We start from the raw sequence: 25,838 nt of genomic DNA, 5'->3' as shown, positions 1-25,838 counted from the left end.
TTCGCGCCGCAACGCAGCCCGCGTCCGAGTTTCCAAACGGGCTCTGAGATCCGGGTCGCCTCACCCTGGCCGCCTCACCAGGCGACCGAGACGTATTGCGTCTCCAAGAACTCCATCAAGCCTTCGTGGCCGCCCTCGCGGCCGAGGCCCGACTGCTTGACGCCGCCGAACGGGGCCGCCGGGTCGGAGACCAGGCCGCGATTGAGCCCGACCATCCCGAATTCGAGCTTTTCCGACAGCCTCATGCCGCGCGAAAGATCGCCGGTGTAGAGATAGGCGACCAGGCCGTACTCGGTGTCGTTGGCCTTGCGCACCGCCTCCTCCTCGTCGGAGAACGTTTGGATCGCGGCCACCGGCCCAAAAATCTCCTCGCGGACGAGGCGGGCGTCTTCCGGCACCCGGTCGAGCACCGTCGCCTCGAAGAAGAAGCCCTTGCCGGCCGGCACCGCGCCGCCGGCGAGCACTTTTGCGCCCTTCGCCACGGCGTCGTCGACCAGGCTCTTCACCTTGTCGCGGGTGTCGGCATTGACCAGCGGCCCGAGCGCGACGCCGTCCTCGAGGCCGTTGCCGACCACCAGCGCCTTCATCTTCGCGGTGAGCTTCTCGACGAACGCGTCGTGCACCGTCTCGTGGACGTAGAACCGGTTCGCCGCGGTGCACGCCTCTCCCATGTTGCGCATTTTTGCGATCATCGCGCCCTCGACCGCGGCGTCGATGTCGGCGTCCTCGAACACCAAAAACGGCGCGTTGCCGCCGAGCTCCATCGCCGGCTTGATCACCGTGTCGGCCGCCTCCTGCAACAGCTTGCGGCCGACCTCGGTGGAGCCGGTGAACGACACCACCCGCACCCGCGGATCGTGCAGCATCTCGCTCACCACCGGCCCGGAGCGGCGCGACGGCACCACGTTGACGACGCCCGCCGGCACACCGGCCGCCTCCAGGATCGGCATCAGCGCCAGCATGGTGAGCGGCGTCTCGGATGCGGGCTTGAGCACGACCGTGCAGCCGGCGGCGAGCGCCGGGCCGATCTTGCGGGTCGCCATGGCGGCGGGAAAATTCCACGGCGTCACCAAGACGGCGATGCCGGCCGGCTTGTGCTGCACGACGACGCGCGCGCCCGAGGCCGGTGCCCGATAGAACTGGCCGATATTGCGCACGCCCTCCTCGGCGAACCAGCGGAAGAACTCCGCGGCATAGGTCATCTCGGCACGCGAATCGGCGAGCGGCTTGCCGTTCTCGATGGTGATCAGCCGGGCGAGCCGGTCGGCGTCGGCGCTCACCAGCTCGAACGCCTTTCTCAGAATCTCGCTGCGCTCGCGCGGGTTTTTTGCGGCCCAGCCGGCGGCGGCGTCGGCCGCGGCGTCGACCGCGCGCCTGGCGTCCTCCACCGTGCCGCTCGCGACCGTGGCGACGACACCTTCGGTCGCCGGATCGAGCACCTCGAAGCGCGCGCCGTCGGAGGCGTCGCACCATTTGCCGCCGATCCACAGGCCGGTCGGCACCCCGGCGATCAGGTTGTCGTACATGGTGTCACCTCGTGCTGGCTGTCGTAGGACTCTCGCAGGACCAACGCGGCGGGTCCGCGTCGGCGTTCCGAACGGTTGCTCACGGCTCGGCCCTCCCGAGCCGGGCATCGCGCGCACGAACCCGCTCGCGATGCAGGAGATAGAGGCCCGACGCGATCACCACCGCGGCGCCGATCAGCGTCCATTCGTTCGGCACGTCGCCGAACACGAAGAAGCCGAACAGGCTCGCCCACAAGAGCTGGCTGTAGGAGAACGGCGACAGGATCGAGGCCGGCGTGTGCCGGTGGGCGACGATCATCAGGAAATGGCCGAGGCTGCCGAAGCCGCCGATCGCGATCATCAAGACGACGAGCAGCGGACTGTCGGGCGTCGTCCACACGAACGGCACCAGCGGGGTCGTCATCACGACGCCGAGCAGGTTCGAGTAGAACAGCGTCGTCTCGTCCGGGTCGAAGCGCGACAGCACCCGCGTCGCGATCGCATAGAAGGCCCCGCACGCCGCCGACAGGATCGACAGGAGCGCGGCCGGATGCACCGAGCCGAAGCCCGGCTGCAGCACCAGGATCACGCCGAGGAGCCCGACCACGATCGCCGCCCAGCGCCTCGGGCCGATCCATTCGCCGAGCATCGGCCCGGCCAGCGCCGCCACCATCAGCGGCATGGAAAAGGAGATGGCGAGCGCCTGGTCGAGCTGCAGATATTTCAGCGCCAGGAAGTTCAGCACCGTGGTGGAGAGCAGCAGCGCCGAGCGGCCGATCTGCAAGCCCGGACGGGTGGTCCGCAAGAGAGACGGCCGGTTGATCGGGTTGAACACCAGGAGCGCCAGCACCAGCGCGCTCGCATAGCGGGTCCACACCACCTCGATCACGTCGAGATGCCGGCCGAGATACTTCGCGCTCGCATCGATGCAGGCGAAGCAGGCGACCGTGCACAGCATCAGGCCGATGCCGACGAGCCGCATCTTTTGCGCTTTCGCCGCGTCGGAGGCCGCGGCCGGCCGCGGCATGGTGGTGGTCGCCTCGCCGTCGAGCGGCGGCTCGACGAGCGCAGGCTGGCCCATGGCCGGAGGAATCGGGGCGCCGGCCGGGGCGCCGTCTCGCGGGGGTGTCGTCATCGTCTCTCGATCGGGGCGCGGCGCGCGTCCCTGGTGGCACGAATCGCGATCATATGGGGCTCCGGCGGTGCGTTCACCGCTCGTGTCCCGCATGGGTCCCATGATTCGCTCTTTTTGCGGGCGCAGGCGACCCGTCATCGCTCGCGCGCAATAGCGCTCTCGTGCCAGCGGCGCAGCGTCAGCCACGCGACCAGCGACAGCCCCGCCTGGATGACGACGCCGGCGAGCGACAGGAGCAGGAGCGCCGCCACCATCCGCGGCACGTTCAGCCGATAGCCCGATTCCGCGATCCGGTAGGCGAGGCCGGAGCCGGCGCCCGCCGAGCCGGCGGCGATCTCCGCCACCACCGCGCCGATCAGCGACAGCCCGCCGGCGATCTTCAGGCCCGCCAGCATCGCCGGCAGCGCCGCCGGCAGCTCGAGCCGAAACAGCCGCGCGCGGCGCGAGGCGCCGTAGAGGTCGAACAGGTCGACGAGCCCGTGATCGACCGAGCGCAGCCCGAGCGTCGTGTTGGCGAGCACGGGGAAGAAGGCGACGATCCAGGCGCAGGCGAGCACCGCGAGCGGCTGCGGCAGATAGAGGAGCAGGAGCGGCGCCACCGCCACCACCGGCGTGACCTGGAGGATCACCGCATAGGGGTAGAGCGTGGCTTCCAGAAGCCGCGAGCGGGCGAACAGGATCGCCAGAGCCGTGCCGCCGACGAAGGCGAGCGCGAGGCCGAGCGCGGCGGTCTCCAGCGTGACGAGGAGCGAGCCGAGCAGCAGCGCGCGGTCGGCGATCAGCGTCTCGACGACCAGCGACGGCGCCGGCAATTCGTAGGGCGGCAGCGCGAACACCTTCACCACCGCCTCCCAGGCGGCGAGACCGAGACCGAGCGCCGTGAGCGGCAGCAGCACGCGCGGCGCGATCTCGCCGAGTTTTGGGCGGTCGCGCAGGCCGTTTGCGGCGCGCGCGGACGGCGGCTCGGGGCGGCGTACGGTGCGGCTCACGGTGGGGCTCATGGCGGCGGCTCCCCCATGGCGTCGGCGAGCGCGGCGGCCACCGTGCGGCAGCGGGCGGCGAATTCGGCCGAGGTGCGGAAGCGCTCGTCGCGGGGATGAGGCGCGTCGTTCGCGATGTCGGCGGCGACCCGGCCGGGATGCGGCGTCATCACCACGATGCGGCTCGCGAGATAGACCGCCTCGAACACCGAATGGGTGACGAACACGACGGTGGTGCCGAGCGTCGCCCAGATGTCGAGCAGCGCGTTGTCGAGCTTGAAGCGGGTGATCTCGTCGAGTGCGGCGAACGGCTCGTCCATCAGGAGGAGCGCCGGCTCGGTCACCAGCGCGCGGGCGATCGCCACCCGCATCCGCATGCCGCCCGACAGCTCGCGCGGATAGGCATCGGCGAAGCTTTTCAGGCCGACCCGGGCGAGGGCGGCGGCGACCCGTTCATCGGCGCCCGCGGTGCGGTGCGTGAGCGCGAGCGGCAGCCGCACGTTCTGCGACACGCTCGCCCACGGCATCAGCGTCGGGTCCTGGAAGACGACGCCGAGCCGGCCCGGCGCCGGCTTCTCGCCGCCCGCGCACCCGTCCCAGGCGAGCGTGCCTTCGGACGGCGACGCCAGCCCGGCGATCACCCGCAACGCGGTCGATTTCCCACAGCCCGACGGCCCGAGCAGCGCCACGAACTCGCCAGGCCGCACCGCGAGGTCGAGACCTTCCAGCGCCCGTGTGCCGGAGGCGAAGGTCTTGCCGACGCCGGTCAGGGTGAGCAGAGGTGTCGTCATGCGCGTGCCGAAACCGCGGTGGGCTCGCCGGGCCGGGCGTCTCGCGGCATGCGCACGCTCAGTTCTTCGGGGCGAGGTCGATGCCGACCCGCTTGCCGACGAAGCGCAGCGTGTAGGCGCGGCGGAAGTCGACGCTCGAGGCGATCACCCCGGCGCGCACCATGTCGGCGAAGAAGCGGGTCATCCGCCGGTCGCTCATCGCGCCGATGCCGAGCGTTTTCGCGTCGCCCGAATCGACGATGCCCTGGTCCTTCATGCGGGCGATCGCATAGGCGATGAGCGCGTCGGTCATCTCCGGGTTCTCGCGCTTGATCAGCGTGTTGCCGGGCGTCGGGTCGCCGTAGAGATAGTTGTACCAGCCGATGATCGAGGCATCGACGAAGCGCTGCACCAGGCCGGGGCTGTTCTCCGCCGTGTCGCGGCGGGTCTCGATCAGCGTCGAGTAGGCGGAGAAGCCGTGGTCGGCGAGCAGGAAGACCAGCGGCCGGTTGCGCGTCACTTGCGAGATCACGAACGGCTCGGAGGTGACGTAGCCCTGCATGGCGCTCATCTTGTCGGCGATGAAGGGCTGCGGATTGAAGGTGTAGGGCCGTACCCGGTCCTCGCGAAAGCCGTACTCGGCGACCAGCCACTTGTAATAGGTCGCCATCCCCTCCTTGGAGACGAACAGCGTGAGCCGCTTCAAATCCTCGAAGCGTGCGACCCCGGAGCTCGGATGGGCGATCAGCACCTGCGGGTCTTTCTGGAAGATCGCCGCGACCACCAGCGTCGGGATATCCTGGGCGACCGCGTCGAACGCCTGCAGCGAGTTCGCCGCCATCGCGAAATCGAGCTTGCCGACCGCGAGCAGCAGGCGGTTGTTGCTGTTCGGGCCGCCCGGCACGATGGTGACGTCGAGGCCGTATTTGCGGTAGGTGCCGTCGGCGAGCGCCTGGTAGAAGCCGCCGTGCTCGGGCTCGGCCACCCAGTTGGTGCCGAACGTCACCTTGTCGGGCTTGCCGGTGTCGATCGTTTGCGCCGCGAGCGCGCCGGCGAAGCCGAACAATCCGAAGAGCGCGAGGAGGAGGGCGGGCAGCACGGTCCGGGCGAGCTTTTGCGCGGCGAGGCGCGGGGCAGCTCTCGAGAGGAGTCCCCGAGCAGGTCTCGTTCTCGGGACAGGTCTTGCGAAGGGCATCGATTCGTCCTCTGGTGAGGTCACCGCGCCGGCCCGCCATCGGCGGCACGCCCGAAGAAAAGCAGTCCACGAGTACGACAAATGCCGCCGAAACGACACTGGGCCGAGATGACCTGGCAGGATTTCTCCGCGCCGGGACGCGAGCACTGGATCGCGGTGCTGCCGGTCGCGGCGGTCGAGCAGCACGGGCCGCATCTGCCGCTCGGCACCGACACGCTGATCGCCGAGGCGCATCTGTCCCGCGTCGCCCGCCTGATCCCCGACGATTTGCCGGCGACGCTGCTGCCGGTGCAGGCGATCGGCCATTCGACCGAGCATCTCGGCTTTCCGGGCACGCTCACGCTGTCGGCCGAGACCGCGATCCGCGCCTGGACAGAAATCGGCGACTGCGTCCACCGGGCGGGCGTGCGCAAGCTGGTGATCGTCACCAGCCACGGCGGCAATGTCGAGGCGATCGAGCTCGTCGCGCGCGATCTCAGGGTGCGGCTCGGCATGCTGGCGGTCACCACCACTTGGCACCGCTTCGGCTATCCGGACGGGCTGTTCGACCCCGACGAGAAGCACCACGGCATCCATGCCGGCGACATCGAGACCTCGCTGGTGCTGTCGCACCGGCCCGATCTCGTGCGAACCGAGACGATCGACAATGCAGTGCCAGTGAGCGTCGCGATGGAGCGGGAGTTCCGCTGGCTGCACCCGTACGCTCCGGCGCCGTTCGGCTGGATGACGCAGGACCTCAATTCCACCGGCGCGGTCGGCGATGCCCGGCCGGCGACCGCACAAAAAGGCGAGGCGGCACTCGATCACGCCGCCCACGCCTTCGTCGACCTGTTGCGCGAGGTCGACCGGTTCGACCTCGCCCGCCTCGCCGACGGCCCGCTCGGTGCGCGTTAGGCCGCGCGCACCGTCTGCAGGAAGGCGGCGACCTCGAGCTTCAGGTGATCGCTCTCGCTCGACAGCGATTGCGCCGAGGCGAGCACCTGGGCGGAGGCGGAGCCGGTCTCGCCGGCGCCGCGGTTCACCTCGGTGATGTTGGTCGCCACCGCGCTCGCGCCCTGCGAGGCCTGCTGGACGTTGCGGGCGATCTCGGAGGTGGCGGCGCCCTGCTCCTCGATCGCCGCGGCGATCGACGACGAGATCTCCGCGATGCGGCCGATGGTGCCGCCGATCTCCTTGATCGCCGCGACCGAATCCTGGGTCGCTGCCTGCATGCCGGAGATCTGGCTGGCGATCTCGCCGGTCGCCTTGGCGGTCTGGGTGGCGAGCTGCTTCACCTCCTGCGCCACCACGGCGAATCCCTTGCCGGCCTCGCCGGCGCGAGCCGCCTCGATGGTCGCATTGAGCGCCAACAAGTTGGTCTGCTCGGCGATGGAGGTGATCAGCTGCACCACGTCGCCGATCCGGTTGGCCGCATGCGACAGCTCGGTGACGCGCCCGTCGGTCTTCTCGGCCTGCTTGACGGCCTCGCCGGCGATCCGGGCCGACTCGTTCACCTGCCGCGAGATCTCGGCGACCGAGGCGCTCATCTGGTCGGACGCGGAGGCGACGCTCTGGAAGTTGGCGGACGCCTGCTCGGCGGCCGACGCCACCGTGCCGGACAGCTGCTGGGTGGTGTCGGCGGTGTGCGACAGCGTGCTGGCCGCCGCCTCGAGCTCGGCCGCCGCCGACGACACCGCCTCGACGATGGCGCCGACCTTCTCCTCGAAGCCGTCGGCCAGCATCAGCATGGCCGAGCGGCGCTCGTTGGCCGCTTCCGCGGCCTCCGCCTCGTGCTGCCGGGCCTCGTGCGTCGCCTTCTCGGCCGACTTCGTCTTGATGTCCTCGACCGCGCGGGCGATCTCGCCGACCTCGTCGCGCCGCGCGGCGCCGGCGATCGCCACCGAGAAGTCGCCCTCGGCGATCTTGCCGAGCGAGCGCACCAGCCCGCGCAGCGGCCGCACCACGCCCGCCTGCACCAACAGCACCGCGAATGCCACCGCGAGCGCGAGCGCGACGCCGGACACGGCGATCACCGTGCGCACCGCGGCGGAGGCATGCGCCGAGGTCTGCGCCGAGTCCGCCTGCATCGCCGTCTCGGCGGTGTCGCTGATGTCGCGCATCTCCGCGCGCAGCGTGTCGAGCTGCTTGGCGAGCCCGCGGGCGATGCGGTCGGCCGACGGACGGTCGAACGCCGTCACCGCCTTCTCGATCTCGGCATAGGAGGCGGCGACGACCAGGAACTTCTCGCTCACCGCGTCGAGCCTCGCGCCGTATTCCGGCATCAGGCGCTTGGCGTCGGCGATCCGGCCCTGGAATTCGGTGATCGTCTCGGCGGTCTGCTTCGACAGGCTCTCGACCTCCTCGAAGTCGGTCTCGCCGACGGTGCGCCACATCAGGCGGCCGAAATTGGTCATCCTCAGATTGGAGGCGAGGGTGGCCCGGATGCCGCCGGCCGAGCGGTCGACCAGGTCGGAGTAGCGAGCATCGATCGCCGAGAGTTGCGACGCGAAGTACCACAGCGCAGCGGCCGACACGATCGTGAGCAGGCCGATGCAGGCGAGCACCTTGTACAGAATCTTGACGTCGGAAATCTTCATGTCGGCCTCGTGTCGGACGGAGCGAGAGAGGGCGGAAGACGTCGAAGCGCGCCGTCGCGGTTCGTGGCCGGCCCCCTTGCGGCGGTCCGGCGCGTGACGCTCGTGCGACTTAGCGCGGCCACACGAACGGCGAGTTTCTGCAGCGCACCCTAATACCGAAAAGATTTAAGCGGGATTTACGAGATTTCGCGCGGTCGGGTCGGCCGCCGTTCACGATCCCACGGCCGAAACCGCTGGATCTCTCGGTGTCTCGGCGGAGGTTTGCCGGGCCTCGGCCGCCGCCCGGCCGGCTGGCGCCGGCGCGCGTGCGGACGGCCGGCGTTTCCGCATGGCTCGTCTGCGGTATCCGCATGGCGCCCGCACCCGGCGGCGGACCCGGCGGCGGACCGGTGCCGCGGAACCAATCGGCGGGTCCGCGCTTGTCCGCCATGATCCAGCGGGACCCCGAGGAGACGACGATGACACGAGCCCTCTTGCTCGCCGGCGCGGTGACGGTCGCGCTGACGGCGGCAGCCGGGGCGCAGAGCGCACCGACCGATGCCGGCGCGGTGCCGGTGGCCCCCACCGCGGTGCCGACCGAGCCGCCGCCGCTGCCGGCGATGCCGACCACCGGCGGCCTCCGGCCGGTGACGACCGAGCCGGCGCCGCTCACCGCCGAGCAGAAGGTGGCGATCGTGCGCGCGGTGAAGGAGGCCGACCGCCCGGTCAAGGTGCCGCCCGGTGTCGACGCCCGCGTGGGGGCGGAGCTGCCCGCCTCGATCGAGCTCTACATGCTGCCGGATCTCGCGCTCTCCACCATCCCGGAGGCCAAGCCCTACAAGTACACGGTGGTCGAGGAGCGCGTGGTGCTGGTCGACCCGACCAACATGCGGGTGGTTGAGGTCTTGGCGAAATAGGTCTCGACGATACAGGGCTCGGCCAAAACGGGTTTGGTCGGGCCGGGCGGCGCGCGGGCGCCGGCCGGTCGGCGCGTGGCAAGTTCACGGGCGGTAGGTCAGCGGGCAGAGGGCGGCGTGCGCAGCATCTTGGCCGCCGCGGTCGGCAGCCCGTCGAGATACGGCCCCATGAAGAACGCCTCGCCGGTGCCGTCGCCATAGGAGGCGTCGTAGGCGTCGATCATCGCCCGCACTCGCGCGGCGCAGGCCGGCATCGAATCGACGATCAGCTCACCGAGCATGGTGTCCGCCTGCCCCTGCCGGGCCCGCGGATCGGCGGCGATCGTCTTGACGATGCAGTCCGTCACCGCCCGCACCAGCGGCTGCACCGCCCCCACCGCCGGGCGGTCGAAGTCCGAGCCCCAGTGCGGCCCCCAGTGCGGCCCCTGGCCGAGCCCGGTGACCGGCCCGGTCGCGATCGACGCGACCAGCGAGACGGCGAGCAGCGGTGCGACGAGCATGATCGGTTCCCTGGCCCACGCTTTCCTGGCCCACCCGTTCCTGGTCCACGCGGCCGAGGCTACGCGATCCCGCAGGCGACGAGAAGCGGCCCGGGCCGGTGGCGGGATGCGGATGTCGGAGCGGGATCACTAGCCCGGCAGTGTTAACGGCCGGTTGAGGCGATGCGCCTTCGCCGCCGTGCGGGCGTTCCGCGCAGGGAACTTCGCTCGCCGCGCCGACGTTGAGAAAACGACGAAATTTTTGCCGAGACGCAGCGGGAGGAGAGAATGACGGGCCGCTCGAGGACGATGCTGATCGCCGCCGCGCTGGCGGTTGCGACCTGGTCGGGCGCGCTCGCGCAGACCGAGCCGACCACGCCCACCCCCTCGCTCGATCCGGCCTCCGCGCCGAAGGTCGATCTCACCGACGCGCAGCGGCACACGATCTATCAGAGCGTCAGCTCGGTGGAGAAGAACCACGCCGCGCCGATCGGCTTCCGCCCGGCGGTCGGCGCCACCGTGCCGATCGGCATCGACCTCGCGCCGATGCCGGACACGCTCGCGACACTGATGCCGCACGCCGAGAATTTTTCCGTGGCGCTGATCGAGAAGCAGGTCGTGCTGGTCGACCCCAAGACCCGCACGGTCGCCGCGGTGATCACCGAGGCGGGGCCGTGACCGACCGAGAGCGCCACCGGCCGACGAGCAGCGAGGAGCACGGACGATGTCCGACGACCACCACGACCCCAAGCGCGATCCCGATCCGCCGGGCAACACCACCAAGGATCCGGCCGACTGGGTGTCCGGCGACGAGCCGATGACCGGCGCGCAGTCGTCCTATCTGAAGACCCTGTCCGAGCAGGCGCACGACCCGGACGCGTTTTCCGCCGATCTCACCAAGGCCGAGGCCTCGCAGCGGATCGACGCGCTGAAGTCGCGGCTCGGGCTCGGCGACACCGGCCGCTGACCGCCGGCCCGCGGATCCCCGCGGCCGTCAGCGATTCTTGAAGACGGGCTTGCGCTTCTCGACGAACGCCGTCATGCCCTCGCGCCGGTCCTCGGTCGCGAAGGTTGCGTAGAGCAGCCGGCGCTCGACATAGACGCCTTCCTTCAGGTGCGTCTCGTAGGCCTGGTTCACCGCTTCCTTGGCGAGCATCACGATCGGCCGCGAGGCGGCGGCAATGTTTTGGCCGATCGCGACCGCGGCCTCGAGATGGGTGCCGGCCGGCACCACCCGGCTGACGAGGCCCGCCGCCCGCGCCTCCTCGGCGTCGAGCACGCGGCCGGTCAGGATCATGTCCATCGCGAGGGCCTTGCCGACCACGCGGGTGAGCCGCTGGGTGCCGCCCGCGCCGGGAATCGCACCGATCCTGGTCTCGGGCAGCGAGAAGCGCGCGGTCTCGGACGCCACCACGATGTCGCACATCAATGCGAGCTCGCAGCCGCCGCCGACCGCGTGGCCCGACACCGCGGCGATCGTCGGCTTGCGCGCGGCGGCGATGTGCTCCCAGGTCGCGGTGATGAAGTTCTCCGCAAAGACTTCCGTAAAGGTCTTTTCGCGAATCTCCTTGATGTCGGCGCCGGCGGCGAACGCGCGCTCCGAGCCGGTGACGACGATGACGGCGATCGCCTCGTCCGCCTCGAAGGCGTCGATCGCCGCGGCGATCTCGCGGGTCATCGCCTGGTTGAGCGCGTTCAAGGCCTCCGGCCGGTTCAGCGTGACGATCCCGACCGCGCTATCGGTGGTGACGACGATGGTCTCGTAGCCTCCGCCGTGTGCTCGCCCGTCCTTCGTCGCGCGCTCGCTCGCCTCGTTCATGTGGGTGCCTCCCCCTCGTGCCGGCGCCGATCGGTCGGCGTGTGTTTGTTTGCTTGCCCGCGCCACCCGCCGCGCACGGCACGCGGTGAACGATGCCGTGCGGGATCCGAAAAGTAAATATATTGACGTAAACGGGACCGGCATGGTGCGGTGGCGCTGAAAGGAAAAAAAGCCCGCCGCCGGCGGGGCCGGTGGCGGGCTCGGTCGGTGGATATCGCAGCGTCGGCGGGCGGCGCGGCGGGCGCGAAAAACGTCACGCCTTGCGGGTCGCCTCGAACAGGAACCAGGCGCGCTCCTCGGCGAGATCGGTCCACTCGTCGACGATGCCGCTGGTGGCGTTGTCCTTCGCCTCCTCGGCGAGCTCCTTCACCTCGCGGAAATCCTCGACCAGCTTGCGATTGTCCTGTTCCAGCTCCTTCAGCATGTCGAGCGGCGCGACGAACGGCGCGTCGTTGTCCTTGACGCGCTGGCGCCGGCCGATGTCGCCGATCGAGCGCAGCGTGGTCTGGCCGATCTTGCGCACCCGCTCGGCGATCGCGTCGGTGGTGCCGAGGATCTGGCTCGCCTGGTCGTCGAGCATCAGGTGGTAGTCGCGGAAGTGCGGGCCCGATACGTGCCAGTGAAAATTCTTGGTCTTCAGATACACGGCGAAGCTGTCGGCGAGCGCCACGTTGAGCGCATCGGCGACGCTCGAGAGCGCGTTGCTCGGCAGGTCCGTCGGGGTGGCGAGCTTCGGTTCGGGCTTGGTTTCGGTCTTGGTGGTCAACTCTGTCTCCATCACGAAAGAACGGTCGCGGCGTCCCGACGGGCGAGACGTCGCGAGCGAGAGCAAAAGCGGCTGCCGCCGGCCCGCTGGCCACGGCGAGTCCTCCCGCTCCGCGCATGGCGGCCCTGCGTCGAAGACGGCCTTCGGCGGCGAGCACGGTCTGGCGAAGCGGATCGTCGGGCGGGCGCGTCGGCGGGCTTTTGCAAAACTCCCGGCGCGGACGCTTCGTTCCCGGCGGCCCGTGCGGGGCGGTCGTCGATGGTGGCATAATGCCATTGGACGAGGATTGTTCCAAACGGGCGAGCAAACGGGCGAGGATGTCGGCGGTCGGCCGAACCGCCACACCGGTGAACCGCCGGCTCCTCCATCGCTGGTAGTATACTGAAAGGGCGCGCGGATTTGCCGCCTTCCGTTTCCCGATCGGGTATCCGACATGACACGGGTCTCCGTCACGAGAAGGCGCGGGTAACGTCGGCCGAGCGAGGCCGCAGCAAGGGTTTCAGGAGGGTCGATGATCGCGCTGATCGCGCTCGTTCCGCTGTTGGGCGCGATGCTCCCTCCGATCGTGATCCGCTCCGGACGGGACCGTTGCACCGCCGTCACCGCGGTGGTGAGCCTCGTCTCGCTCGCCGTCCTGCTCGCGCAGGTGCCGGCCGTCTTCTCCGGCGAGCCGGTGCGCACGAGCGTGGAGTGGGTGCCGGCGCTCGGCCTCTCCTTCTCCTTCTTCCTCGACGGGCTCGGGCTCCTGTTCGCCGGGCTCATTCTCGGCATCGGCCTGCTGATCACGCTCTATGCGCGATTCTATCTCGGGCGGGACGAGAAGGTCGGGCGCTTCTTCGCCTATCTGCTGCTGTTCCAGGGCGCGATGCTCGGCATCGTCACGAGCGACAACATTCTGCTGCTCGTGGTGTTCTGGGAGCTGACCAGCCTCTCCTCGTTCCTCCTGATCGGCTGGTGGTCGCACACGCCCGAAGGGCGGCAGGGCGCGCGCATGGCGCTGGTCGTCACCGGCGGCGGCGGGCTTCTGCTGATCGGCGGCATGCTGCTGCTCGGCCAGGCGGCGGGCAGCTACGAGCTGACCACCATTCTCGCGCGCGGCGAGGTGGTGCGCGGCTCGCCGCTCTATCTGCCGATCCTCCTGCTGGTGCTCGGGGCCGCCTTCACCAAGTCGGCGCAGTTCCCGTTCCATTTCTGGCTGCCGCACGCGATGGCGGCACCGACCCCGGTGTCGGCCTATCTGCACTCGGCGACCATGGTGAAGGCCGGCGTCTTCCTGCTCGCACGGCTCTGGCCGGTGTTGTCCGGCACCGAGACGTGGTTCTTGGTGGTGACGGGGACCGGCCTGATCACGATGCTGATCGCCGCCTGGATCGCGCTGTTCAAGACCGACCTCAAGGCGATCCTCGCCTACTCGACCGTCAGCCATCTCGGCCTGATGACCATGCTGCTCGGCTTCGGCACACCCTATGCCGTGACGGCCTGCGTCTTCCACGTGATCAATCACGCGACCTTCAAGGCCGCCCTGTTCATGAGCGCCGGCATCGTCGACCACGAGGCCGGCACGCGTGACATCCGCAAACTGGGCGGCCTGCGCCGGCTGATGCCGGTGAGCGCGACGCTGGCGCTGATCGCGTCCGCCTCGATGGCCGGCATCCCGCTGTTCAACGGCTTCCTCTCCAAGGAGATGATGCTGGAGGCGGCGGCCCACACCGCGCTGGTGCCTTCGCTGGCGACGCTCGGGGCGCTGCTGTCGGTCGCCTATTCGGTGCGCTTCGCGCTCGGCGTCTATCTCGGGCCGGTGCGCGACGACTATCCGCATCGGCCGCACGATCCCCCGGCCGGCATGTGGCTGCCGGTGGCGGTGCTCGCCTTTCTGGTGCTGGCGATCGGCGTCGCCCCGCAGCTGCTCGCCGGCGGCATCGTCGCGCTCGCCGGGCAGGCGTCCGCCGGGCCGGTGCCGATTCCCGAGGTGCATCTGTCGATCTGGCACGGCGTGACGCCGGCGCTGGTGATGAGCGCGGCGGCGCTGGTCGGCGGCCTGTTGCTGCTCGCGGTGTTCGGCCCGCTCGAGCGCGTGCGCGAAAAAACGTTCCGGCCGGAGGCGAAGGCGATGTTCGATGCGGTGGTCGCCGGCGCGGTCGCCGCCTGCCGACGCGGCATCGGCCCGATGCACGCGGATTCGCTGCCGCGCTGGCTCGCCGCGATCTCCGCCACCATCGTCGTGGTCGGGGCGACCGCCTTCTTCACCGCGACTTACGCGCCCGGCACGCGCGACCTGCTGCCGGTCGAGTTCCTGGGCGTCGTCGCCTGGGTGCTGCTCGCCGCCGCCTGCGGTGCGGTCGTCGTGCTGCACGGCCACCGGGTGCTGACGCTGATCCTCACCAGCGTGGTCGGCCTCGTCGTCTCGCTCGCCTTCCTGCAGTTCTCGGCACCCGACCTCGCGCTGACGCAGATTTCCGTGGAGGTGGTGACGACCATCCTGATGCTGCTCGCGCTCAATCTGCTGCCGAAGCTCACCCCGCCCGAGCACGCGCCGCTGCGGCGGCTGCGCGACGGCGGTATCGCCGCGGCGATCGGGCTCGGCGCCGCCGGCCTCGCTTATGCGGTGATGACGCGCGACTTCACCACCATCTCCGATTATCACGTCACCCAGGCGAAGCCGGGCGGCGGCGGCACCAATGTCGTCAACGTGATTCTGGTCGACTTCCGCGGCTTCGACACGTTCGGCGAGATCATCGTGCTGTGCATCGCCGCGCTGGCGGTGGTGGCGCTGCTCGACAGCGCGTTGCGCGGGGCGGCGGCACGCCGGCTCGATGCCGTCCGCCAGGGCCTCGAATCGGCCGACGCGCATCCGCTGGTGCTGGTGATCGCCACCCGCGTGCTGCTGCCGCTGGCGCTCGCGGTCGGCGCCTACATCTTCCTGCGCGGCCACAACGAGCCGGGCGGCGGCTTCATCGCCGGCCTCGTGGTGGCGATCGCGATCATCATGCAGGCGATGGCGAGCGGCTATGCCTGGGCCGCCAGCCGCTTCCGGGTCGATGCGCACGCGCTGCTCGGCGCCGGCGTGCTCGCCGCCGGGGTCACCGGGCTCGGCGCGGTGCTGCTCGGCCGGCCGTTCCTCACCAGTTGGCACGGCCATTTCCACCTGCCGCTGATCGGCGACGTCGAGCTCGCGAGCGCGATGGCGTTCGATGCCGGCGTGTTTCTCGCGGTGGTCGGCACCGTGCTCCTGTCGCTCGCCCAGATCTCGCGGGTGGAGGCGCGCGCCGAGCACCGCCCGGTTCCGGAGGGCCCGCTCGACATCAAATTCGGCCGGCGCCAGACCACGCCGACCGGCGCACCGCTGACGACCGCGCGAGTCGACGCGGCGAAGGAGAGCTGAATGGAGCTTCTGGTCGCGAGCGGCATCGGCCTGCTCACCGCCGTCGGCGTCTATCTGGTGCTGCGCCGGCACAGCTTTCCGGTGATCGTCGGCACCGTCTTCCTCTCCTATGCGGTGAACCTCTTCTTGTTCGCGATGGGCCGGCTCACCGTCGATCGTCCGCCGATCGTCGATCCCGCAGCGGCCGGCTACACCGATCCGCTGCCGCAGGCGCTGGTGCTCACCGCGATCGTGATCTCGTTCGGCATGACGGCGCTGATCGTCGTGCTGGCGCTGCGCGGCTTCCTCGAGAGCGGCGACGACCGGGTCGACCGCACCGCGCCGAAGGAGGACCGCACCGCGGCCGGGCGCGACGACGACGTGGTGTTTCCGTGAGCCGCCGCCGATGAACGCGCTTCCCGTCTTTCCGATCGTTCTGCCGGCGCTCACCGCGGCGTTCCTGGTGCTGGTGCTGCGCCACCGGCTCGGCGCGCAGCGCATCGTCTCGGTCGGCGCGACCGTCCTGCTGCTGATCGTCGCGATCGTGCTCTACGGCGTCGCCGCCGACGGCGCGCCGCGGCCTTATCTGCTCGGCGACTGGCCGGCGCCGTTCGGCATCGTGCTGGTGCTCGACCGCCTGTCGGCCACCATGGTGCTGCTCACCGCGGCGCTCGGCCTCGTGATCGCGCTCGCCGCCTGCGGCGGCTGGGACGCGCGCGGCCGCCACTTCCATCCGCTGTTTCAGTTCCAGCTGATGGGGCTGATGGGCGCCTTCCTCACCGGCGACGTGTTCAACCTGTTCGTCTTCTTCGAGGTGATGCTGATCGCCTCCTATGGGCTGATGCTGCACGGCGGCGGCGAGCGGCGCCTGAAGGCGGGCTTCCAGTACGTCGCGATCAACCTGATCGGCTCGACGCTCTTTCTGTTCGCGGTCGGGCTGATCTATGCGGTCACCGGCACGCTCAACATGGCCGACCTCGCCGCCAAGGTGCCCCATGTCGCGGCCGGCGACGAGGCCCTGCTGAAGACCGGCGCGCTCCTCCTGTTTCTCGTGTTCGCGCTCAAGGCGGCGCTGGTGCCGCTGCACTGGTGGCTGCCGCGAGCCTATGCCGCCGCACCCGGCCCGGTCGCCGCGCTGTTCATGCTGATGACCAAGGTCGGCGCCTACGCCATCCTGCGCGTGTTCGGGCTGGTGTTCGGTGAGAGCGCCGGGCCGCTCGCCGACGTCGCCGCGCCCTGGGTGCTGCCGGCCGCGCTGGTGACGCTCGCGCTCGGCGCCGCCGGCGTCCTGGCGAGCCGCACGCTGTCCGGCCTCGCCTGCTTCGCGGTGGTGTGGTCGATGGGCTTGCTCCTGGTCGCCTTCGGCCTGTTCGATGCGAAAGGCGTCGGCGCCGGCCTCTATTATCTCGTCCACAGCACGGTGGCGGGCGCCGCGCTCTTTCTGCTCGTCGACGTCTTGCGCGCCGCGCGCGGGCCGGCGGCGGACCGCCTGGTGCCGACCCCGACGCTGCCCTCGATGCTCTCCGCCGGCCTGTTCTTTGCGGTGGCGATCGCGGTCGCCGGCATGCCGCCGCTCTCCGGCTTCCTCGGCAAGCTGCTGATTCTCGATGCCAGCAGAAACGTGCCGGCGATGGCGTGGATCTGGACGATCGTCCTCGCCACCAGCCTCGTGGTGATTCTCGGCTTCGCCCGCGCCGGCAGCGCGCTGTTCTGGAAGACGGCGCCGAGCGAGGCCGCCGCGGCCGATGATGCCGCCTCCGGTCGGGAGGAAAAAGTGCGCGAGCGTCCGCTGCTGCCGGTCGCCGCCTGCGCCACGCTGGTCGCCGGGACGGCGCTGCTCACGGTCTTTGCCGGGCCGGTCACCGCTGCGCTCGACACCACCGCGCGGCAGGCGCTCGACACCGCCCGCTACGTCGAGGCGGTGCTGCCGGCGGCGGCGGCGAAAAAATCCGTCACGCTGTCGCGGAGGTGAGAATGGCGCGCTTTCTTCCGCATCCCGTCCTCACCGTCGTGATCGCGCTGGTGTGGCTCGCGCTGGTGAACACCGTGTCGGCCGGGCACCTGCTGCTCGGCCTAGCGCTCGGCGTCGGCATCCCGTGGTTCACGCAGGACTACTGGCCCGGCCATCCGCGCCTGAAGCGGCCGTTGAAGATCGTCGAATACGGGCTGGTGGTCGCCTGGGACATCCTCGTCTCCAACGTGCAGGTCGCCTATCTGGTGCTGTTTCGCCGCGGCGAGAGCCTGCGCTCGCGCTTCGTCTCGGTGCCGCTCGATCTGCGCACGCCGGAGGCGGTGACGGTGCTCGCCGGCACCATCACGCTGACCCCCGGCACCGTCAGCGCCGATCTCGCCGCCGATGGCGGCGCGATCCTCGTCCACTGCCTCGAGGCCGACGATCCGGACGCCGTGGTCGCCGGCATCAAGCAGCGCTACGAGCGCCGCCTGAAGGAGATCTTCGAATGATCGAGACCGCCTGCCTGATCGCCTTCGGCGCGATTGCCGCCGCGCTCCTGATGAATCTCTACCGCCTCGCGCGCGGCCCGGCGGTGCTCGACCGCGTGCTCGCGCTCGACACCATGGTGATCAACGCGATCGCGCTGGTGGTGGTGGTCGGCGTGTTTTTCGGCACCGGCCTCTATTTCGAGGCGGCGCTCCTGTTCGCGATGGTCGGCTTTCTGTCGACCGTCGCCTTCTGCAAGTATCTCTTGCGCGGCAACGTGATCGAGTGAGGCACGCATGGCCTTCGCGACAGAGCTTCTGGTCTCGGCCCTGATCCTGATCGGGGCGTTCTTCCTGGTGGTCGGCTCGTTCGGCCTCGCAAAGCTGCCCGATCTGATGCGCCGGCTGCACGGGCCGACCAAGGCGACCACGCTCGGCATCGGCGCGCTGCTCCTTGCTTCGATGCTGTATTTTCTGCTGGTGCGCGGCGCGCCGTCCTTGCACGAGATCCTGATCTCGGTCTTCCTGTTCCTCACCGCGCCGGTGACCGCCCACATGATCGCCAAGGCGCACATTCTGCGCGATGGTGCGCTGCAGAACACGTTGCCGGAGGCGCCCGACGGCGCCGGCTGGGCGACCCTGAAGCCGGCCCGCGAGGACGCGCCGGCGGCCTGACCGATCCGAACGGAGGGGGAGATGCAACCGATCGTCACCGTGACGATGAACCCGTCGATCGACCTGTCGACCGCGGTCGACAAGGTCATGCCGATCCACAAGCTGCGGTGCGCCAGCGCGCTGCGCGATCCCGGCGGCGGTGGCATCAATGCGGCGCGGGTGATCGCCCGACTCGGCGGCGACGTCACCGCCTTCTATCCCGTCGGCGGCGTCACCGGGCAGCTTCTCCACAAGCTGGTCGAGGAGGAGGGCGTGCGCGGCCTCACCTACGAGGTCGCCCACGAGACCCGCCAGAGTTTTACCGTCGACGAGACCGGCACCGGCCAGCAGTACCGCTTCGTGCTGCCGGGCCCGTCCTTCTCGGACGCCGAATGGCAGGAGGCGCTGAGGCTGGTCGCCGACCTGCCGGTCGCGAGCGGCTATCTGGTGCTCAGCGGCAGCCTGCCGCCCGGCGTGCCGGACGGGTTTTATGCCGAGGCGGCGAAGCGCACCGCCGGCCGGCTGAAGCCGGTGGTCGACACCTCCGGCGCGGCGCTGCGGCTCGCGCTCACCCACGGCGTGTTTCTCGCAAAACCGAACCTGCGCGAGCTGCGCGAGCTGACCGGTCAGGCGCTGGAGGACGACGCTTCGCGGGTCGCCGCCTGCCGTGCGGTGATCGCCGCCGGCCATGCCGAGCTGTTGGCGGTGTCGCTCGGTGAGGACGGTGCGCTTCTGGTCGGCGCCGACGCCGCGTTGCGCGCGGTCTCGCCGCCGGTCGTCGCGTCGAGCGCGGTCGGCGCCGGCGACAGCTTCGTCGGCGCGCTGATGTGGGCGCTCGCCGCCGGCAAGCCGCTCGACGAGGCGTTCCGCTGGGCGGTCGCGGCCGGCTCGGCAGCGGTCATCACGCCGGGCACGGAGCTGTGCCACAAGGGCGACGTCGAGCGGCTTTATCACCAAGTGGTGGTGCAGCCGCTGTGACGCCGCTGCGCGCCCGCGGCGCGGCCGGGCATTGCGCCGGCGCGAGGCGGGGCATGCCGGGGCGACATTGCCCTTTGTCCGGGCGCTGGTAGGATCGCGCCGGCGCGGCCGGCGGATCGGTCGCTCGGAGCGGGCGCAAAGACATGCTGAAGCGGGTGCTGGTGCTGCTGGGCGAGACCGACTCGTCCGCCTGTGCGCGAACTTACGCGTTTCGGCTGGCACGGCAGACCGGTGCGGGCCTGTCCGGCCTCGCCGGCGTCGACCTCGCCGCAATCGAATCGCCGATGCCCGGTGCGCTCGGCGCGACCGCCTACAAGGCGCATCTCGAGGACGAGCTGAAGGCCAAGGCCGAGCAGACCGCCGGCCGCCTGCAGCAGGCGTTCGAGGCCGAATGCGCCAAAAGCGAGGTCGCCTGCGACCGGCTGGTGTTCGAGGGCGACGCCGAGGATTCGCTCACCAATGCCGCCGAAACCCGCGACCTGATCGTCACCGGCCACGACACCGCCTTTCACGGTGGTGCCCGCGAGACGGTGTCCGAGGTGATCTCGGGCCTCCTGTCGGCGACGCCGCGCCCGGTGGTGGTGTGCCCCGAGCGGCTGCCGGCCGGCGACGGCGTGATCGTCGCCTATGACGGCAGCTTGCCGGCGATGCGCGCGCTGCAGCTCTTTGCGCTGCTCGGCCTCGAGCGCGGCAGCAAGGTGTCGGTGGTGGCGATCGAGGAGACCGAGGCGCTCGCCGCCAAGCCGGCAGGCCGCGCGACCGATTATCTCCGCGCCCACGGCTACCGCGCCGATCCGGTGCCGATCGCCACCGACCGCGACGCCGCGACGGTGCTGGCCGAGGAGGTCGAGACGCGTCGCGCCGGCGTGTTGGTGATGGGCGCCTATGGCCGGACCGGGCTGCGCGAGCTCCTGTTCGGATCGACCACCAGCGAGCTTCTGGAAAAGCCGCCCTGCGCGCTGTTCCTCTATCACTGACGGCGGGTGTCCACCCGCTCGTTCCCGCGAAAACGGGAACCCAGCTTTCTTTTTCTCCCTGGGTCCCCGCCTTCGCGGGGACGAGCGGAAATTGGTTTTGCATGCCCCGGTAGCGCCCGCCGCCTCGGCTCCCCATCTCGGGAAAAACGCGGCAAGAGCCGCCGGCTTGGACAGGGCGGCCGCGAGCGACTAAAAGCCTCGCTCCGACGCCGTTTTTCGCACCCGAAGAGACCCGATGACCACCCCGCAGCACGATACCGCCATGCCGGCCGCCCCGGCGATCGCCCCGGACGCCGCGCGCGAGCCGGCGCCGCTCGAGAAGGCGGCCGCGGAGGTTTATGCGGCGCCGGACAAACCGTCGCTGGTCGGGCTTTCGCGCGAAAAGCTGCGGGAGGCGCTGATCGGCATCGGCGTGCCGCCGGCGCAGGCAAAGATGCGCCTGCAGCAGGTGTGGCACTGGCTTTACGTGCGCGGCGCGCAGGACTTCGAGGTGATGACCTCGATGTCCAAGGAGCTGCGGGTAAAGCTCGCCGAGCATTACACGCTGGCGCGGCCCGAGGTGGTGGCCGAGCAGGTCTCGACCGACGGCACGCGAAAATGGCTTCTGCGGATGCCGGGGGACGGCGCGGGCCGGGCGCACGAGGTCGAGTGCGTCTACATCCCGGAGACCGACCGCGGCACGCTGTGCGTGTCGAGCCAGGTCGGCTGCACGCTGTCCTGCACGTTCTGCCACACCGGCACGCAGCGGCTGGTGCGCAACCTGACCGCCGGCGAGATCGTCGGCCAGCTGCTGGTGGCGCGGGACCGTCTGGGCGATTGGCCGGGCGGAAAGCCGCCGACCGACGGCATCGTGCCGACCGACGGCGGCCGTTTCGTCTCCAACATCGTGATGATGGGGATGGGCGAGCCGCTCTACAATTTCGAGGCGGTGCGCGACGCGCTTCTGGTGGTCGCCGACGGCGAGGGGTTGGGCCTCTCCAAGCGCCGCATCACGCTGTCGACCTCCGGCGTCGTGCCGATGATCGAAAAGGCCGGCGCCGAGATCGGCGTGATGCTGGCGATCTCGCTGCACGCGGTGCGCGACGAGATCCGCGACAAGCTGGTGCCGCTCAACAAGAAGTACCCGATCGCCGAGCTGATGGCGGCGTGCCGCGACTATCCCGGCCTCTCCAACGCCAAGCGCATCACCTTCGAGTACGTGATGCTGAAGGGCGTCAACGACTCGCTCGCCGACGCCAAGGCTTTGGTGAAGCTCCTGAAGGGCATCCCGGCAAAGATCAATCTGATCCCGTTCAATCCGTGGCCGGGCAGCACGTACGAGTGCTCCGACTGGGAGCAGATCGAGAAATTTTCGGAATACGTGTTCAACGCCGGCTACTCCTCGCCGGTGCGCACGCCGCGCGGCCGCGACATCTTTGCCGCCTGCGGCCAGCTCAAGAGCGCGACGGAAAAGCTCTCGGCCCGCGAGCGCGACGCCCTCCGCGCGATGGCGATCACCGAGTGATACCAACGGCGATAGAGTCCGACCTCGTCCTGAGGAGCACTCCGCAGGAGTGCGTCTCGAAGGGCGAGGCCACCGTGCGGGCCTCATCCTTCGAGACGCCGCCGTCGGCGACCCTCAGGATGAGGTCATCGTTTCCCGCCGCTGGTATGATACCGGCGTCGCCGGTCGTCGTGCGACCTCCCGTCGTGTAAGCTCGTCCCATGGACGATCTCGGCCGCCTGCTGCTTCGCTTTCTGCTGGTCCCGCTCGGCGGCGTGATCGCGACGCTGGTCGCGGTCGCGGTGGTGATGGTGGCGAACCGCGGCGCGCTCGATGCGCTCGCCGGCGCGAGCCCCGAGCAGCAGGGCGACTTCGTCTTCGCGCTGGTCGAGGCGGCGCCCGTGCTGTTCGCCGCGCTGTCGGCGACGGTGACGCTGACGCTCGCACCGGCCGCGCTCGGCGCGCTGATCGCCGAGATTTTTGCGATCCGCTCGTGGATCTTTCACGTGGCGAACGGCGTGCTCGCCGCCTGGATCGGCTGGTCGCTCGCGGCGGGGCCGGACGGCGATTTGCGCCTCTTCTCCGCCCCGACCGTGCCGATGGCGGCGGGGATCGCCGCAGGTCTCGTCTATTGGCTGATCGCTGGCTCGTCGGCCGGCTTCTTCCGGCCGCTGCGCAAGCGCGAGACGATGCCGCCCGAGCGCGCGCCGCCCCTCCCGCCCGCCTGACGCTTCGGTTCCCCCGGCAAGGCGCCGGTTCGCGAGGTCCGTGCGAGCCCGTGCTCGGTCTTGTCCCAGCGATACGGGTCGCGAAAGAATTTTATCAGCGCCCGCCACGCGGCGATCGCCAGCAGCAGCCAGTGCAGCGGCATCAAGAGCAGCACCCAGGCGATCGACAGGAGCTTTCGGCGCATCAATCCCTTGAAGGCGAGCAGCAGCGAGGCGAGGTGGCCGACCACGAACGTGCCGCCGAACAGAAAAACCACCGCGGTATCCACCGTGTCGGTCATGGTCGGTAGGCCGTCGAGAAAGAGCTTCACCAGAAGCGCGGTGGCGAACACCGGATGGACCAGCGCCGCCAGCACGGTGCCGCCGACGACGAGCTGCAGCGTCGCGAACCCGTGGGGCCCGAGCGAATGCCACGCCCGCCACGGCGCGCGCATATGCACGAGCCAGGTCTGGATCCAGCCCTGGAACCAGCGGGTGCGCTGCTTCAGCCACGGCCCGAGTTTTGCCGGAGCTTCCTCGAGCGTGGTCGAGGCGACCATCGTGGTGGTGAAGCCGAAGCGGGCGAGCCGCAGGCCGAGATCGGCGTCCTCGGTGAGATTCCACGGGTCCCAGCCGCCGACCTCGTGCAGCACGCTGGTGCGAAAATGGTTGGACGAGCCGCCGAGCGGCAGCGGCAGCCGCCAGCGGGCGAGCGCCGGCAGGAAGACGTCGAACAGGGCGGCATATTCGGCAGTGAACAGCGCCGGCAAGAGGCCGTCGTCGGTGTTGTCGATGGTCAGGCGCGCCTGCACGCAGGCGAGCCGCGGGCCGCTGCGGTCGAACGCCGCCAGCGCCTTGCGGAGCTGGTCGGGCTCGGGGCGGTCCTCGGCGTCGAACACCGCGAGAAAGGCGCCGCGGGCGAACGGCAGCGCCGCGTTCAGCGCCTTCGGCTTCGTCCGCGGCCCGATCGCCGGAACCGTGAGAATCTCCCACGGCGGGGCGAGCGGCAGGGCGGCGGCCGCGGCGCGGGTCTCGGCATCGTCCTCCTCGAGCGCCAGCACGATCTGCAGCTTTTCCGGCGGGTAATCGAGCGCATCGAGCGCCCGCACCAGCTGCGGCAGCGTCTTCGCCTCGTGGTGGAGCGCGACCACGATCGTGTAGGGCGGCAGATCCCGGTCCGGGACACGGGGCGCCGGGCGGCGGGGCGGGTCGGAGTCGAGAAGGGCTGCGAGCCGCAATCCCGTCCAGGCGAGAAACACCAGCGCCAGCGCCGCCCCGAGCCCGATCACCACGGCGCGTGGCGCCAGAATCGCGGCGGCGAGCAGGCCGCCCAGCGTCGCGGCGATTTCCGGGTGCGGGCGCCGTCCACGCCGGCGGGCGGCCGAGAGCCGCGGATGCGTTTTCGCCAGGCGCTCGGTCGCCTCGCGGCCGAGCGCCGCCTCGCCCTCGCGCCGGACATAGCGCCGCAAGCGGTCGCCGGTGGTGAGCCGCACATGCGCCGCGGCGGGCGAGCCCGCGAGCTCGGCGAGCCGGCGCGTCGCCATGTTCTTCGGGGCGATCACCGGGACGTCCCGACCGAGACCGTCCTCCGCGGGGGTGATCCGCAGCATGCCGGCGGCGGCGGCTTGCAGAAACGCCTCGTCGGGCAGCGGGCAGGCCGAGCGGGCGCGCCAGTCGATCGGCTCGAACGGCACGCCGAGATGTCTTGCGAGCGCGCGAACGTAGGTTTCCTCGGTCAGCAGGCCGGACGTGACCAGAACCCGGTCGGCGGTGACGCCGAGATCGAGCGCGCGCCGGGCGACCGCCGCCAGAACCGCCGGCGACAGCAGGTGGCGGACGCAGTCGAGCTCCGGGCAGGGATCGACGCCGCGGCGTGCCGTCCCGTCCGGCGGGCGACGGGGGCGCACGGACGGCGGCGCCGGACGCTCGGTCGGCCGCTCGGCGGGCGCGTTCGTCCCGGCGACCGGCCACAGCGAAGGCGGCCGAGGCCGCGGGGTCTCGGATCGGTCCTGCATGGTCGAAGCCGCACGGCTCGTCGAGAAGACGCTTTTGTCTGTCGCTCGGCGCTGCTCCGGCGTGCGTCTTCGTCTATAAGGGCGCGGGCGACTATCCCGACCCCGGACCACCGGATGCCATACGACTTTACCAAAAGCGCGCGAGAGTTGCGAGCGAATCGAATTTCCCGCCAGATTTTGCGCATGTTGGCGATTGCAGCAGTGCTCGGCCTCGGACCGGTCGCAGCGCCGCTCGGCGTGCCCTCGCCGTTCGCGGCCGCCCCGGCGCACGCCGAGGCCGCCTCGTCGGGCGGGCCGGGCGTGCCGGTGCCCGGCTTCTGGGACCCGCGTCGCCGCCCCGAGCGCCCGGACCTGCGGCTGACCATGATCCGCTTCGTCAGCGAGGTGGACTATCCGCCGTTCGACTATGCCGGGCCCGACGGCAACCCGGCCGGCTTCAACATCGATCTCGCCCGCGCGATCTGCGAGGAGCTGAAGGTCGGCTGCACGATGCAGATGCGCCGCTTCGACACCTTGATCGACACGCTGAACGAAGGCCGCGCCGATGCCGCGATCGCCTCGATGGCGGTGACGCCGGACACCCGCAAGGCGGTCGATTTCAGCGATCCCTATTACCGGCCGGTCGCCCGCTTCGTCGCCCGCCGCGACGCCGGCAGCGGCCCGGCCAGCCCGCAGCGGCTGGAGGGCAAGACCGTCGCGGTGGTCGCCGGCACCGCCCACGAGGCCTATCTCCGCACGCTGTTCACCGAGGCGCAGGTGAAGCCCTATCCGACCGCCGAGGAGGCGCGCGCCGCGCTGGCGAAGGGCGACACCGACCTGTTGTTCGGCGACGGCTACGCGCTCGCCTTCTGGCTCAACGGCAAGGAGTCGAACGGCTGCTGCGCCTTTTTCGGCGGCCCGTTCGTCGAGAGCCGCTATTTCGGCGAGGGCGTCGGCGTCGCGGTGAAGAAGGGGAACGACCAGCTCCGCCTCGCCCTCGACTGGGCGCTGTTTCGCCTGTGGGAGAACGGCACCTTCGCCGACCTGTGGCTGAAGTATTTTCCGGTGAACCCGTTCTGACGGCCGTGGGTCGGTAGTTGCCCGCCGGACACCGCGCGATTTGA

25 protein-coding genes are annotated in these 25,838 nt (G+C 70.3%); 15 read left to right on the top strand and 10 right to left on the bottom strand.

What is annotated here, in order from left to right:
- Window positions 1–74: 74 nt before the first annotated feature.
- The 5 genes from A33M_RS09460 to A33M_RS09440 form a co-directional block, all read right to left on the bottom strand.
- Window positions 75–1,526 carry an NAD-dependent succinate-semialdehyde dehydrogenase gene (locus tag A33M_RS09460; protein WP_008386245.1) on the bottom strand — a complete coding sequence of 484 codons (1,452 nt, stop codon included), beginning with the start codon at window positions 1,524–1,526 and terminating at the stop codon, window positions 75–77.
- 79 nt (window positions 1,527–1,605) lie between these two features.
- Window positions 1,606–2,586, bottom strand: a complete 981-nt coding sequence (locus A33M_RS09455) for a DMT family transporter (RefSeq protein ID WP_008386243.1) — start codon at window positions 2,584–2,586, stop codon at window positions 1,606–1,608.
- A 188-nt stretch (window positions 2,587–2,774) separates the two neighbouring features.
- Window positions 2,775–3,641 (bottom strand): ABC transporter permease, encoded by an 867-nt coding sequence (locus A33M_RS09450; RefSeq protein WP_008386241.1) that lies wholly within the window; start codon window positions 3,639–3,641, stop codon window positions 2,775–2,777.
- Window positions 3,638–4,411 carry an ABC transporter ATP-binding protein gene (locus A33M_RS09445; protein ID WP_008386238.1) on the bottom strand — a complete coding sequence of 258 codons (774 nt, stop codon included), beginning with the start codon at window positions 4,409–4,411 and terminating at the stop codon, window positions 3,638–3,640. Before A33M_RS09445 ends, A33M_RS09450 begins: the two co-directional genes overlap by 4 nt.
- A gap of 58 nt (window positions 4,412–4,469) precedes the next feature.
- Window positions 4,470–5,489 (bottom strand): ABC transporter substrate-binding protein, encoded by a 1,020-nt coding sequence (locus A33M_RS09440; protein ID WP_202801839.1) that lies wholly within the window; start codon window positions 5,487–5,489, stop codon window positions 4,470–4,472.
- 177 nt (window positions 5,490–5,666) lie between these two features.
- On the opposite strand from A33M_RS09440, the gene A33M_RS09435 reads away from it, so the two are divergent.
- Window positions 5,667–6,479, top strand: a complete 813-nt coding sequence (locus tag A33M_RS09435) for a creatininase family protein (protein WP_008386233.1) — start codon at window positions 5,667–5,669, stop codon at window positions 6,477–6,479.
- Here the strand turns inward: A33M_RS09435 and A33M_RS09430 are convergent.
- A complete protein-coding gene (locus tag A33M_RS09430) occupies window positions 6,476–8,161 on the bottom strand; it encodes a methyl-accepting chemotaxis protein (RefSeq protein ID WP_008386231.1) in 1,686 nt (561 codons plus the stop codon). The two genes, A33M_RS09435 and A33M_RS09430, sit on opposite strands and share 4 nt — an antisense overlap.
- Window positions 8,162–8,619: 458 nt before the next feature.
- Here A33M_RS09430 and A33M_RS22290 point away from each other — a divergent pair, with 458 nt between their 5' ends.
- Window positions 8,620–9,057 carry a DUF1236 domain-containing protein gene (locus A33M_RS22290; protein WP_008386226.1) on the top strand — a complete coding sequence of 146 codons (438 nt, stop codon included), beginning with the start codon at window positions 8,620–8,622 and terminating at the stop codon, window positions 9,055–9,057.
- Between the two features lie 98 nt (window positions 9,058–9,155).
- On the opposite strand, the gene A33M_RS09420 is transcribed toward A33M_RS22290, so the two are convergent.
- Window positions 9,156–9,557, bottom strand: coding sequence for a hypothetical protein (locus A33M_RS09420; RefSeq protein ID WP_008386224.1), 402 nt, complete (start codon window positions 9,555–9,557; stop codon window positions 9,156–9,158).
- A gap of 267 nt (window positions 9,558–9,824) precedes the next feature.
- Here A33M_RS09420 and A33M_RS09415 point away from each other — a divergent pair, with 267 nt between their 5' ends.
- Both A33M_RS09415 and A33M_RS09410 read left to right on the top strand, forming a co-directional pair.
- Window positions 9,825–10,214, top strand: coding sequence for a DUF1236 domain-containing protein (locus A33M_RS09415; protein ID WP_040619907.1), 390 nt, complete (start codon window positions 9,825–9,827; stop codon window positions 10,212–10,214).
- A gap of 46 nt (window positions 10,215–10,260) precedes the next feature.
- Complete coding sequence (locus A33M_RS09410; RefSeq protein WP_008386220.1) at window positions 10,261–10,503, top strand: DUF3072 domain-containing protein; 243 nt, start codon at window positions 10,261–10,263, stop codon at window positions 10,501–10,503.
- 27 nt (window positions 10,504–10,530) lie between these two features.
- Here the strand turns inward: A33M_RS09410 and A33M_RS09405 are convergent, their stop codons facing one another.
- Together A33M_RS09405 and A33M_RS09400 are read right to left on the bottom strand one after the other, a co-directional pair.
- The gene (locus A33M_RS09405; RefSeq protein WP_008386219.1) at window positions 10,531–11,355 is read right to left on the bottom strand and encodes an enoyl-CoA hydratase-related protein; all 825 of its coding nucleotides are present in this window, start codon (window positions 11,353–11,355) and stop codon (window positions 10,531–10,533) included.
- 253 nt (window positions 11,356–11,608) lie between these two features.
- A complete protein-coding gene (locus tag A33M_RS09400) occupies window positions 11,609–12,121 on the bottom strand; it encodes a Dps family protein (protein WP_008386217.1) in 513 nt (170 codons plus the stop codon).
- 511 nt (window positions 12,122–12,632) lie between these two features.
- Here A33M_RS09400 and A33M_RS09395 point away from each other — a divergent pair.
- The 10 genes from A33M_RS09395 (at window position 12,633) to A33M_RS09345 (ending at window position 22,741) form a co-directional block, all read left to right on the top strand.
- A complete protein-coding gene (locus A33M_RS09395; protein ID WP_008386216.1) occupies window positions 12,633–15,503 on the top strand; it encodes a monovalent cation/H+ antiporter subunit A in 2,871 nt (956 codons plus the stop codon).
- Entirely contained in the window at window positions 15,504–15,878 is a 375-nt protein-coding gene (locus tag A33M_RS09390; protein WP_008386214.1) for a Na+/H+ antiporter subunit C, read from the top strand. It begins immediately after the preceding gene.
- 10 nt (window positions 15,879–15,888) lie between these two features.
- The gene (locus A33M_RS09385) at window positions 15,889–17,454 is read left to right on the top strand and encodes a monovalent cation/H+ antiporter subunit D (RefSeq protein WP_008386212.1); all 1,566 of its coding nucleotides are present in this window, start codon (window positions 15,889–15,891) and stop codon (window positions 17,452–17,454) included.
- A gap of 2 nt (window positions 17,455–17,456) precedes the next feature.
- A complete protein-coding gene (locus A33M_RS09380) occupies window positions 17,457–17,945 on the top strand; it encodes a Na+/H+ antiporter subunit E (protein WP_008386210.1) in 489 nt (162 codons plus the stop codon).
- Complete coding sequence (locus A33M_RS09375) at window positions 17,942–18,211, top strand: K+/H+ antiporter subunit F (protein WP_008386208.1); 270 nt, start codon at window positions 17,942–17,944, stop codon at window positions 18,209–18,211. Before A33M_RS09380 ends, A33M_RS09375 begins: the two co-directional genes overlap by 4 nt.
- 7 nt (window positions 18,212–18,218) lie before the next feature.
- Window positions 18,219–18,596: a Na+/H+ antiporter subunit G gene (locus A33M_RS09370; protein ID WP_008386205.1), complete on the top strand. Its 378-nt coding sequence runs from the start codon at window positions 18,219–18,221 to the stop codon at window positions 18,594–18,596.
- A gap of 21 nt (window positions 18,597–18,617) precedes the next feature.
- Complete coding sequence (locus A33M_RS09365; RefSeq protein ID WP_008386203.1) at window positions 18,618–19,553, top strand: 1-phosphofructokinase family hexose kinase; 936 nt, start codon at window positions 18,618–18,620, stop codon at window positions 19,551–19,553.
- A gap of 143 nt (window positions 19,554–19,696) precedes the next feature.
- Window positions 19,697–20,530 carry a universal stress protein gene (locus A33M_RS09360; RefSeq protein WP_008386200.1) on the top strand — a complete coding sequence of 278 codons (834 nt, stop codon included), beginning with the start codon at window positions 19,697–19,699 and terminating at the stop codon, window positions 20,528–20,530.
- A gap of 235 nt (window positions 20,531–20,765) precedes the next feature.
- Window positions 20,766–22,034: a 23S rRNA (adenine(2503)-C(2))-methyltransferase RlmN gene (rlmN, locus tag A33M_RS09355; protein ID WP_008386197.1), complete on the top strand. Its 1,269-nt coding sequence runs from the start codon at window positions 20,766–20,768 to the stop codon at window positions 22,032–22,034.
- A gap of 200 nt (window positions 22,035–22,234) precedes the next feature.
- Entirely contained in the window at window positions 22,235–22,741 is a 507-nt protein-coding gene (locus tag A33M_RS09345; RefSeq protein WP_052026982.1) for a hypothetical protein, read from the top strand.
- Here the strand turns inward: A33M_RS09345 and A33M_RS09340 are convergent.
- Window positions 22,642–24,627, bottom strand: coding sequence for a glycosyltransferase (locus A33M_RS09340; protein ID WP_157223403.1), 1,986 nt, complete (start codon window positions 24,625–24,627; stop codon window positions 22,642–22,644). The two genes, A33M_RS09345 and A33M_RS09340, sit on opposite strands and share 100 nt — an antisense overlap.
- 291 nt (window positions 24,628–24,918) lie before the next feature.
- Between A33M_RS09340 and A33M_RS09335 the strand changes: the two genes are divergently transcribed.
- Complete coding sequence (locus A33M_RS09335; RefSeq protein ID WP_085977067.1) at window positions 24,919–25,794, top strand: transporter substrate-binding domain-containing protein; 876 nt, start codon at window positions 24,919–24,921, stop codon at window positions 25,792–25,794.
- Window positions 25,795–25,838 lie beyond the last annotated feature (44 nt).

Source organism: Rhodovulum sp. PH10, from assembly GCF_000293785.1.
Taxonomy (GTDB): domain Bacteria; phylum Pseudomonadota; class Alphaproteobacteria; order Rhizobiales; family Xanthobacteraceae; genus Rhodoplanes.
The sequence above is the reverse complement of the archived record's forward strand: the minus strand, read 5'-3'. Positions and strand labels throughout refer to the sequence as shown.

Coding starts and splice junctions, on each gene's coding strand:
- A33M_RS09420 (WP_008386224.1), bottom strand. CDS start 9,557: ATGCTCGTCGCACCGCTGCTCGCCGTCTCGCTGGTCGCGTCGATCGCG.
- A33M_RS09390 (WP_008386214.1), top strand. CDS start 15,504: ATGGAGCTTCTGGTCGCGAGCGGCATCGGCCTGCTCACCGCCGTCGGC.
- A33M_RS09415 (WP_040619907.1), top strand. CDS start 9,825: ATGACGGGCCGCTCGAGGACGATGCTGATCGCCGCCGCGCTGGCGGTT.
- A33M_RS09360 (WP_008386200.1), top strand. CDS start 19,697: ATGCTGAAGCGGGTGCTGGTGCTGCTGGGCGAGACCGACTCGTCCGCC.
- A33M_RS09370 (WP_008386205.1), top strand. CDS start 18,219: ATGGCCTTCGCGACAGAGCTTCTGGTCTCGGCCCTGATCCTGATCGGG.
- A33M_RS09460 (WP_008386245.1), bottom strand. CDS start 1,526: ATGTACGACAACCTGATCGCCGGGGTGCCGACCGGCCTGTGGATCGGC.
- A33M_RS09385 (WP_008386212.1), top strand. CDS start 15,889: ATGAACGCGCTTCCCGTCTTTCCGATCGTTCTGCCGGCGCTCACCGCG.
- A33M_RS09435 (WP_008386233.1), top strand. CDS start 5,667: ATGCCGCCGAAACGACACTGGGCCGAGATGACCTGGCAGGATTTCTCC.
- rlmN (WP_008386197.1), top strand. CDS start 20,766: ATGACCACCCCGCAGCACGATACCGCCATGCCGGCCGCCCCGGCGATC.
- A33M_RS22290 (WP_008386226.1), top strand. CDS start 8,620: ATGACACGAGCCCTCTTGCTCGCCGGCGCGGTGACGGTCGCGCTGACG.
- A33M_RS09395 (WP_008386216.1), top strand. CDS start 12,633: ATGATCGCGCTGATCGCGCTCGTTCCGCTGTTGGGCGCGATGCTCCCT.
- A33M_RS09445 (WP_008386238.1), bottom strand. CDS start 4,411: ATGACGACACCTCTGCTCACCCTGACCGGCGTCGGCAAGACCTTCGCC.
- A33M_RS09430 (WP_008386231.1), bottom strand. CDS start 8,161: ATGAAGATTTCCGACGTCAAGATTCTGTACAAGGTGCTCGCCTGCATC.
- A33M_RS09380 (WP_008386210.1), top strand. CDS start 17,457: ATGGCGCGCTTTCTTCCGCATCCCGTCCTCACCGTCGTGATCGCGCTG.
- A33M_RS09405 (WP_008386219.1), bottom strand. CDS start 11,355: ATGAACGAGGCGAGCGAGCGCGCGACGAAGGACGGGCGAGCACACGGC.
- A33M_RS09450 (WP_008386241.1), bottom strand. CDS start 3,641: ATGAGCCCCACCGTGAGCCGCACCGTACGCCGCCCCGAGCCGCCGTCC.
- A33M_RS09410 (WP_008386220.1), top strand. CDS start 10,261: ATGTCCGACGACCACCACGACCCCAAGCGCGATCCCGATCCGCCGGGC.
- A33M_RS09365 (WP_008386203.1), top strand. CDS start 18,618: ATGCAACCGATCGTCACCGTGACGATGAACCCGTCGATCGACCTGTCG.
- A33M_RS09455 (WP_008386243.1), bottom strand. CDS start 2,586: ATGGGCCAGCCTGCGCTCGTCGAGCCGCCGCTCGACGGCGAGGCGACC.
- A33M_RS09375 (WP_008386208.1), top strand. CDS start 17,942: ATGATCGAGACCGCCTGCCTGATCGCCTTCGGCGCGATTGCCGCCGCG.
- A33M_RS09345 (WP_052026982.1), top strand. CDS start 22,235: ATGGACGATCTCGGCCGCCTGCTGCTTCGCTTTCTGCTGGTCCCGCTC.
- A33M_RS09335 (WP_085977067.1), top strand. CDS start 24,919: ATGTTGGCGATTGCAGCAGTGCTCGGCCTCGGACCGGTCGCAGCGCCG.